The organism is Mesorhizobium huakuii (assembly GCF_030160235.1).
Classification (GTDB): domain Bacteria; phylum Pseudomonadota; class Alphaproteobacteria; order Rhizobiales; family Rhizobiaceae; genus Mesorhizobium; species Mesorhizobium huakuii.
This window is the reverse complement of sequence record NZ_BSNY01000025.1, coordinates 1-8,921: the sequence shown is the minus strand read 5'-3', so window position 1 is coordinate 8,921 and position 8,921 is coordinate 1. Positions and strand designations below refer to the sequence as shown.

Below are 8,921 nucleotides of genomic sequence, written 5' to 3'. Positions count from 1 at the left end.
GTTCGAGGAACAAGCTATGCTAGCTTAACCTCGTGTCCGAAAAACCGGCAGCAGCCCAGATATTCGATGGTCGGCCGAAGTTTCTGCTCAAGGTCGCGAATGCGGCGGAAGCCCAGGCCACAATCGAATTCCGCGTGGGCGCTCTGCGGCACATGGAACACGTTGCGCTCGACCTTCCAATCCAACGCGTCATCCAGACCCTTGGCGGAACAGATATTTTCTCATGGAGCGCTGTCGACGGTCAAAAGCGCTTTTGCTACCTGCTGAGCTATCTCGACGGTGCGCCTATGGCTGGGAATGTGACAAGCGCCGAACAGCAGACTGGCTTGGGTCTGATTGCCGCGAAGGTGGACCGGGCGCTTTCCGGCTTCAAGCACCCAGCCGCCAGCCACGAATTGCTATGGGATCTCAAGCATGCTGCGAAGTTACGGGCCTACCTCCACCGGACAGAAGTCCCGCTCCACCGAAACCTTGCCTCCGAGGCGCTCGATCGTTTTGATGCCCTCGCACTTGCTCCACTTCGTCACCAGGTCATTCACAATGACCTCAACCCGCACAATGTCCTCGTCTGGCCCGAAACTGGCGCTATCGCAGGAGTCATTGATTTTGGTGACATGGTACAGAGCCCGCTTGCCTGTGATGTCGCGGTGGCATGTTCCTATCTTTTCGCGAACGGCTCCGAGCCTATTGCTCCGTTGTGCAGATTTCTTGCCGCATATGGATCGGTGCTGCCCATGCGCCAAGATGAGATTGCCGCTCTTCCAGTATTGATCGCTACCCGCCTTGCCATGACTGTGATCATCACAAACTGGCGTGCCTCACAATATCCCGAGAACCGGGACTACATCTTGCGAAACCAGAAAAGTGCTGTGGCGGGTTTACTGGCTCTTGCCGCTCTGCCCGCAGATCAGGTCAATGAAAAATTTCAGAGTGCGGCCCAGGGGGAACTGGTATGAGTGGATCTCAGGCAATGATCAATGCGTTCGACCCGTCGAAGGTCGAAAGTCTGGATGACCGTGATCGCGCAACCGTTGCGAAACGGGATAGGCTCTTGGGGCCTTCGTACCGCCTGTTCTACAACGAGCCATTCCACCCGGTTCGGGCCCAGGGGGTCTGGCTGCAAGATGCCGATGGCCGGCGCTTTCTGGACGCCTATAACAATGTGCCGTCCGTCGGACACTGCCACCCTCGTGTGATCGAGGCCGTGACGAGGCAGATGTCGATTCTGAACACGCATACGCGCTATCTCAGTGATGGCGTACTGGACTTTGCCGAACGACTTCTTGGTCTGTTCCCCGCCGCGCTTGACAGGGTAATGTTCACCTGCACCGGGAGCGAGGCGAACGACCTGGCAATTCGTGTCGCCAAAAGCGCCACTGGCGGCAGCGGTATCATCATCACCCGGCTGGCCTACCATGGGGTCACCGAAACCATCGCGGGCCTGTCGCCATCCCTTGGTTCGGGCGTGCCGCCCGGCCGTGATGTCTTTGCCGTCGACGCCCCTCTTGATCCGCAGCAAGGCGGTGATGTCGCCGCCGGCTTTGCCTTAGCTGTGGAAAGAGCCCTGGCCGAGATGCGTCGCCAAGGCGTGCGCCCTGCTGCGCTGTTGATTGACACCATCTTTTCCAGCGACGGTGTATTTTCCGACCCGCCGGGCTTTCTCGCCCCTGCGGTCAAACTGTTTCATGAGGCGGGGGGCCTCTTCATCGCCGACGAAGTTCAAGCGGGTTTTGGCCGAACCGGCGACGGTTTCTGGGGGTTTCAGCGCCACGGACTGACCCCGGATATCGTGACCATGGGCAAACCGATGGGAAATGGTTATCCCGTCGCAGCCATGGTGTCACGCCGCGATCTTCTTGACGATTTCGGCAGAAAGTCGCGCTACTTTAACACCTTTGGGGGCAGTAACGTGGCGATGGCCGCAGCCACAGCAGTGCTTGACATTATCCAGGATGAAGGACTGGTAGAAAACGCCAAGGCAACAGGAGGCTATATCCGGGATGGGCTCATCACCATGTCTGAGCGTCATCCAATCATAGGCGCAGTTCGCGGCGCCGGCCTTTTCATTGGCGTCGAGTTGCTTCGGGGCGGTTCGTTCGACAGCCCTGCCTCGCAGGAGACAGCCTTCGTGGTGAACGGTCTTAGAGCGCGGGGCATCCTGATCAGCGCGTCGGGGCCAAATGCCAACGTTTTGAAAATCAGGCCTCCTCTGCCATTCGGCATTGCCGAGGCAGACCTGTTGCTCAGTACCCTTGACAGCGTCCTGCAAACCGTACCTGTCGTTTAGAAGGTCAGGATTTCAGCGATGTCGATAGCGGACATGCCAGCCGGTGAAAGCTGAAGAATCAGCCTGTGCCGGCCAAAGTTCTCCGGCTGGGCGGCTCTGTGTGTCATGGCTTGAGTTCTTCGTAGTTGATAGACCTGCATCTTTGGTTCAATTTGTCCATCTTTTGGGTCGCGTCGGAAGAATTGAATGCTGAAACTTAGCCATGAAACGTTGAACGACAGGGCCTATGCGGCACTGCGACAGGGTCTGATCTCAGGAACCTTCAACCCTGGGCAAAAGCTGGTGATCCGAAAGCTGGCTGATCTATACGGAATTTCGACGACGCCGATTCGGGAAGCGTTGCAACGACTCGTTGCAGAGCGCGCGCTCGAGATGAAAGACAATCGCTCGATTATCGTGCCCCTGCTTTCTGAGACCGCGTTTGACGAACTTACCGATCTCCGCATCGCGGTCGAGGGCGCCGCAGGCGAAAGAGCCGCGTCTCGCATGCCGGCAGCGGGTCTGGCAGAAATACAGGTCTTGCTGTCGGGAATGGATCGTGCCGTGAGGGTAAGTGATCCTGCTTCTTATCTGGCGATGAACGAAGCCTTTCATTTTGCGATATACAACCATGCCAAAGCGCCGATTATGCTCAATATTATACAGGATCTTTGGGGACGTGTCGGGCCATACTTAAATCTGCTGATGCAATCTGATGTGTACATCCCGCAGTCCAATGTCGCGCATCGCAAAATTGTTGCAGCAATCGAGCAAGGCAATGGACTCTCTGTTCGAACCTACATCGAAGAGGACATTCGGGTGGCCGCGGTTGTTTTGTCAGCGAAGCTAAAAAATATGGTCTGACGGCATGGATTCGTCAGTGGAGAACGCGACCCGGCGACCGCCCACTCCTGAAATCCGTCCTATATATGAGGTTGCTGCTCGCAGATTATTGGATGGCTGTGGTGCGGATTGGGCCCTGCATATTGGTGCTCGGGCTCAATTAAGCAGCGCTTCCAGTTGCGTTCCGGGACGATATCGCTTGATGCAGGAATACGTGGACGGATGTTCGAACCGGCGCGGCTTCGCCGACGAGCAGAAGCGGGTGATCGTGCGCGAGACGGAGAAGTCCGGCATAACCCGCGACCCGATCCTGAACGGCCGGTCGGTTTCGGATTCAGCCCTTGCGCTCCTGAAGGCTGTTGCCGCCGTCGACCACCAGCAGGGCGCCGTTGACGTAGCTGGCGCCTTCTGATGCCAGGAACACCACCGCTGCGGCAACCTCGTCCGGTCGCCCGGCCCGCGCCGGTGGCGTGTGCAGGGCAGCTTGCCGCTCCATTGCGCTCGACGAGCCCGTTTCGATCCAGCCGGGGGCCACGGCATTGACTGTTACGCCGCTTTTTGCCACTTCGAGCGCCAGCGTGCGCGTCAGGCCGACCATGCCAGCCTTGGCGGCGGAATAGGCTGATGTGCCTTCGAAAGACACCAGCGGCCCGGTAACCGACGCCATATTGACGATGCGGCCATAGCCTGCCTCTACCATCGCCGGCAGAAACGCGCGGGTGATCAGGAACGCGGTTTTTAGGCTGACGGCGATCCCCTGGTCCCAGTCGGTCTCGCTCATGGCGAGAAACGCCTTGTCGACCGAGGGCGATGCCAGCGAGCCCATGCCGGCATTGTTGACCACGATGTCGACAGCGCCGACATCAGCCCGCAGCCGCGCGACTTCGGCTGCGATGGTGAGATCGGCGACCGCGGCTTTGGCATTGATGCCTTCGGCGCAAAGCTCGGCGGCGCGATCGAGTACGCGTGCGCTGGCACCGTTCAGGAAAACGGCATGACCGGCCAAGCCGAGCTGCCGCGCAATGGCAAAGCCGATGCCGTCGGCAGCCCCCGCCCCGGTGATCAGTGCACGCTTGGTGGTAGAAGAAAGCATGGTCAAATCAGACTCCGTTGGTTGCTACGAGCATGAGGCTAAAGGCCCAAATATTGCGAGATGCCGGGCAGTGGCTCCGACCTTTGTTCCTCCTCCAACGCCTTTATAGCGTCCTAAATGCCGATTGCGCAGCTGCCCTTGCGTGGGTCTGAACCACCCTGCAGCCGGATCAGATCGCTGACAAACGCGCCCTGGGATCACGGTGGGATATCAAGGGGCGGTGGGCGAACCTTTCAGTCCGCGGCCCCACGCGGCCGCCATCGGCCAAGTGATCACGATCGGTCTTCTTCATACGGCGAAGTCACTCGGCTGCCAGACCGCCCATGCATGCATATTTGAGTTCTGTAAATTCCAGTATGCCGTGGGACGATCCTTCACGGGAGTTGCCGCTCTCCTTGACGCCGCCAAAGGGTGCGAGTTCGGTCGAGATCAATCCGGTGTTGATGCCGACCATGCCGTATTCAAGCCGCTCCATAACACGATAGACGCGGCCCACGTCCCGTGCGTAGAAATAGGCCGCGAGGCCAGTCTCTGTGTCGTTGGCCGCTGCGACGACCTCGTCATCCGTCTCGAAGCGGAACACCGGCGCCAGTGGCCCGAAGGTTTCCTCTTGCGCCAACGTCATTTCTGCCGTCACGCCGGTGAGAATCGTGGGCTGGAAGAAGGTGTGTCCGAGAGCATGCCTGCCGCCACCCGTGGCAACATTTGCGCCCTTGGCAAGCGCGTCGGCAATATGCTCCTCGACCTTTCGGACCGCCGCTTCAGTGATCAATGGCCCCTGATTGACACCCTCGCTGAAACCGTCGCCGATTTTGAGGGCGTCGACGCGTATGGTCAGCTTGTCCACGAAGGCGTCGTGCACCTTGGACTGCACATAGATGCGATTGGTGCATACGCAGGTCTGGCCCATATTTCGAAACTTGGACAGCATGGCACCGTCCACCGCGGCATCCAGGTCTGCATCATCGAAAACAATGAAAGGGGCATTGCCGCCTAGTTCGAGAGCCACTTTCTTGATGGTCGTGGAGGCTTGCGCCATCAGCAATTTCCCCACCGGTGTCGAGCCAGTGAAGCCGACCAGTCGTACCTTAGGATGGCTGGTGAGCACGCCGCCGATAGCACGCGCATCGCCGGTCACGAAATTGACGGTCCCTGCCGGAAAGCCAGCACGGTGAGCGAGTTCGGCCAGTGCCAACGCCGTCAACGGCGTTTCAAGGGCCGGCTTGACCACAACGGTGCAACCAGCAGCCAACGCTGGTGCTATCTTGCGGGTGATCATCGCTGCTGGGAAGTTCCAGGGGGTGATTGCCGCCACCACTCCGATCGGCTGGCGTAACACCATGATGCGGGCATCGGCACGATGCGACGGCAGCACTTCGCCCGCGATGCGCTTGGCCTCTTCGGCATAGAACTCAACGTAGGACGCTGCGTATTCGATCTCGCCCAAGGCTTCGGCAAAAGGCTTGCCCTGCTCGGTTGTCAGGATGGTTGCAAGATCCTGGCGGTTGGCAAGAATCAGGTCGAACCACTTGCGCAAAATGACGCTGCGTTCCTTTGCCGTCCTTGCGGCCCAAGGGTGGAACGCCACTGAAGCTGCGTCTACAGCGGCAGTCGCTTCAGCCGCCCCCTGGTTCGGCACCAATCCAACCACGTCACCGGTGGCGGGATTCGTCACATTCACGCTGGGCGTGCCGGAGTAGGCCCCGTTGATATACGCCTGTGATTTGAGAAGGCTGGGATCGTTGAGGGCGCGCATTTTGACTCGATCAGACATTGGCAGATGCAAGTGCTTTACCGAGCATGGCAAGTCCCTCCTCGAGGAGGGCATCGCTGATGGTCAGAGGGTTTAGGATGCGGATCGTATTGCCCCCAACACCGCACGAAAGAAGGATCAGGCCTTCGGCCAAAGCCGCTTGGATCACGCGCTTGGTGGCGTCTGGGTCTGGCCTGAAGCCGCCTCGCTCCCTCACGACGTCGAAGGCCACCATAGCACCCGGGCCGCGGACTGCGGCGATCGGCACGACGTTGTTCCGTATTGCGAAACCATCGAGAGCGGCCTTGATCTTGCCGCCGAGGATCTTGGCGCGTTCCAGCAGGTTCTCCTCGACGATGACATCGAGTACGGCAAGTGCGGCCGCGCAAGCTACCGGGCTGCCGGCGTAAGTACCGCCCAGGCCGCCAGGTTCGACCGTGTCCATGATCGCCGCCCGACCGATCACTCCGGACAGCGGGAATCCGCCCGCCAGCGATTTTGCGACGGTCACCAGATCGGGCTCAACTCCGGAGTTCTCGAAGCCGAACATTTTGCCAGTACGTGCGAAACCTGTCTGGATTTCGTCTGCGATCAGCAGAATGCCGTGCTTGTCGCAGGCCGCGCGAAGAGCCACCAGCAGTTCGGTCGGTGCAGGGAGGAAGCCGCCTTCACCTTGCACAGGCTCGATAATGATAGCCGCGACATCGGTCGGATCAATATCCGCGCGGAACAAGAAATCCATCGCCTTGATCGTGTCGGCAACAGTAACCCCCTGATCTTCTGCGGGGAATGGCAGATGATAGATGCCGGGCGGGGATATGCCAAACTTCTTCTTGTACGGCACGACCTTACCGGTCAGCGCCATGGTTAGCGTCGTGCGGCCGTGGAAGCCTCCGGCAAAGGCGATGACACCTGGTCGACCGGTCGCAGCGCGGGCAATCTTGATGGCGTTTTCGACGGCCTCGGCACCGGTTGAGAAAAGCACCGACTTGGCGTCGCCGCTGAACGGCGCCAAGGCGTTGAGGCGCTCGCAGACCTCAATGTAGGGCTCGTAGGGGAGCACCTGAAAGGCCGTATGCGTGTAGGCTTCGAGCTGCCGGGCAACCGCAGCCATCACCTCGGGATGACGGTGCCCGGTATTGAGCACGGCAATGCCGCCGGCGAAGTCAATGAAGCGGCGCCCTTCGACATCCCAAATCTCAGAACCCTCCGCGCGCTGCGGATAGACCGGGAAGGCATTGGCAATTCCGCGCGGAATGGCGGCACCGCGACGAGCATGGAGAGAAGCATTCTTTGTCATGGAGACCCCTTGTCTGCCGAGTAACTACGGCCAACACAGCACCTAGGAAAAGCAGATGGATTGAACTACCGTGGTGCATCAGAAGCACCACTCGGACTCCCCTATGGCACCGAAATCCGCTCAAACGACGCCTCTCGCTCACCGGCTTCCGCCGCTGGTCATGGTGCGCGCTTTTGAAGCTGCGGGGCGCACCGGCAGTATGCGCAGAGCCGCTGAAGACATCGGCGTTAGCCACACTGTCATTAGCCGCCACGTGCGGAACCTCGAACTTTGGCTTGGTCGCGCCCTTGTCCGCGCGGGTCCCCGCGGCGTCGAGTTGACGGCCGAGGGCGAAAGCTTCCTTGCCACCGTGTCGCGGGCCCTCGGGGCCATCGCCCATGCCGCACACGAACTCCGACCGACACACAAGCGCGGACAGCTACGCATATGGTGCATCGCGGGCCTGGCAACGCGCTGGCTCACACCACGCTTGTCCGCCCTCGAACGCGCATTGGAAGGCGCTGATATCGAGCTTCGCGCAACCGATGCCAAACCCGATTTCGCGCGCGCAGAGGCTGACGTCTCGATCGGCTTCAACGTGCTCGAGCGACTTCCTGAGGGCGCGATGCGCCTCATCAGGCCTCGCATGTTTCCCGTGGCGGGACGCGATTGGCTCGACCAGCATGGCATGCCGGCCGATCTTGCCGAACTTGCTAGGTCGCCGCTGCTACACGAAGGCAACCAGATGCAATGGACCAATTGGTTCGAAGCTGTCGGCGAGCCCCTCAGTCATCGCCTTCTGGGCCCACGCCTGTCGGACGCCAGCATCAGCTATGATGCAGCCCTTGCCGGCCAGGGCATTGCCCTTGTAAACGGGTTGATGGCTGCCGACGAACTCGCAAGCGGGCGTCTGGTGGAGCTGTTCGACACCAACGTCGAGCTGGGAACCTACTATTTGCTGACGGCGCCGAACCGGTCTGGCGACCCTCTCATTGAGGTCTTCAAGGACTGGATCGCCGACAACATAAGCCGATCAACTACAGGTGACGCGGCACTCGCACATGGTCGTCAACTCTGACCAACTCCACGGACATCAAGCGCATCCATCGAAACTCGAAATCCCGAAGAGCTTCCGTTGACAGCGCGAAGCCTCGTCGAAGGATCCGGCCACCACGTAGAGAGCCTGTTTCTAAGAGATAAGGCGGACACTTTCATTCGGTGCCCGGCGCCGGTCGCGTAGGCGTTGCCCCATCCATTCAGGAAAATCATATCATCAAAAGCTCCGAGCTTGGCCGTTCTTCTGCCGTCTAGTGCTTTTGCGCATCTATCGATCGACCCGACGATCGCTAAATAATCCTGCCGGGAAAGAGTCAATGGGACCATGTGGGTGTCGCCGCGTCAGGCATTTGTCTGCGACCTGCTCAAAATGCGCTGATATGCGCCGGCGACCGACCAGCGTTGTCTTGCGATCAGCGCCGACGACAGTCGGCGCCCAATGAAAAACGGCGTATAAGCCGCAGTCCTGCGCGCGTCCGCAATAGCGGACAATTGTCGCGCGTTGGACGGAAGAAATTCGCCCCCGCCGCGGGCGGTTAACGGGACAGCCGTAGGAGCGTCAGCATAGCGACGTGCGGATTCCGACGTGAAGCCGGCCGCCATTCCGATCAAACACCGGCCACCATTCCGG

The 8,921-nt window shown here is 59.8% G+C and carries 8 protein-coding genes; 4 read left to right on the top strand and 4 right to left on the bottom strand.

Annotation, left to right across the window (positions count from 1 at the left end):
* Positions 1-32 precede the first annotated feature (32 nt).
* From QQK95_RS13395 to QQK95_RS13385, 3 genes are all read left to right on the top strand, one after another.
* Positions 33-956 (top strand): phosphotransferase, encoded by a 924-nt coding sequence (locus tag QQK95_RS13395; protein WP_284273061.1) that lies wholly within the window; start codon positions 33-35, stop codon positions 954-956.
* Between the two features lie 14 nt (positions 957-970).
* Positions 971-2,287 carry an aspartate aminotransferase family protein gene (locus tag QQK95_RS13390; RefSeq protein WP_284273059.1) on the top strand — a complete coding sequence of 439 codons (1,317 nt, stop codon included), beginning with the start codon at positions 971-973 and terminating at the stop codon, positions 2,285-2,287.
* Between the two features lie 186 nt (positions 2,288-2,473).
* The gene (locus QQK95_RS13385) at positions 2,474-3,130 is read left to right on the top strand and encodes a GntR family transcriptional regulator (protein WP_284273058.1); all 657 of its coding nucleotides are present in this window, start codon (positions 2,474-2,476) and stop codon (positions 3,128-3,130) included.
* Positions 3,131-3,443: 313 nt separating this feature from the next.
* Here the strand turns inward: QQK95_RS13385 and QQK95_RS13380 are convergent, their stop codons facing one another.
* From QQK95_RS13380 to gabT, 3 genes are all read right to left on the bottom strand, one after another.
* Positions 3,444-4,202, bottom strand: a complete 759-nt coding sequence (locus QQK95_RS13380) for an SDR family NAD(P)-dependent oxidoreductase (protein ID WP_284273056.1) — start codon at positions 4,200-4,202, stop codon at positions 3,444-3,446.
* Positions 4,203-4,503: 301 nt separating this feature from the next.
* Positions 4,504-5,958, bottom strand: a complete 1,455-nt coding sequence (locus QQK95_RS13375) for an NAD-dependent succinate-semialdehyde dehydrogenase (protein WP_284273054.1) — start codon at positions 5,956-5,958, stop codon at positions 4,504-4,506.
* A 10-nt stretch (positions 5,959-5,968) separates the two neighbouring features.
* Positions 5,969-7,255, bottom strand: a complete 1,287-nt coding sequence (gabT, locus tag QQK95_RS13370; protein ID WP_284273052.1) for a 4-aminobutyrate--2-oxoglutarate transaminase — start codon at positions 7,253-7,255, stop codon at positions 5,969-5,971.
* A 103-nt stretch (positions 7,256-7,358) separates the two neighbouring features.
* On the opposite strand from gabT, the gene QQK95_RS13365 reads away from it, so the two are divergent.
* Positions 7,359-8,312, top strand: a complete 954-nt coding sequence (locus QQK95_RS13365) for a LysR substrate-binding domain-containing protein (protein ID WP_284273050.1) — start codon at positions 7,359-7,361, stop codon at positions 8,310-8,312.
* A gap of 320 nt (positions 8,313-8,632) precedes the next feature.
* Here the strand turns inward: QQK95_RS13365 and QQK95_RS13360 are convergent.
* A partial coding sequence (locus QQK95_RS13360; RefSeq protein WP_284273048.1) for a hypothetical protein occupies positions 8,633-8,921 on the bottom strand: 289 nt, incomplete at its 5' end.

What these genes read in the sequence shown, in the direction of transcription:
- QQK95_RS13365 (WP_284273050.1), top strand. Translation starts at nt 7,359, where the DNA reads ATGGCACCGAAATCCGCTCAAACGACGCCTCTCGCTCACCGGCTTCCG.
- gabT (WP_284273052.1), bottom strand. Translation starts at nt 7,255, where the DNA reads ATGACAAAGAATGCTTCTCTCCATGCTCGTCGCGGTGCCGCCATTCCG.
- QQK95_RS13390 (WP_284273059.1), top strand. Translation starts at nt 971, where the DNA reads ATGATCAATGCGTTCGACCCGTCGAAGGTCGAAAGTCTGGATGACCGT.
- QQK95_RS13380 (WP_284273056.1), bottom strand. Translation starts at nt 4,202, where the DNA reads ATGCTTTCTTCTACCACCAAGCGTGCACTGATCACCGGGGCGGGGGCT.
- QQK95_RS13375 (WP_284273054.1), bottom strand. Translation starts at nt 5,958, where the DNA reads ATGCGCGCCCTCAACGATCCCAGCCTTCTCAAATCACAGGCGTATATC.
- QQK95_RS13385 (WP_284273058.1), top strand. Translation starts at nt 2,474, where the DNA reads ATGCTGAAACTTAGCCATGAAACGTTGAACGACAGGGCCTATGCGGCA.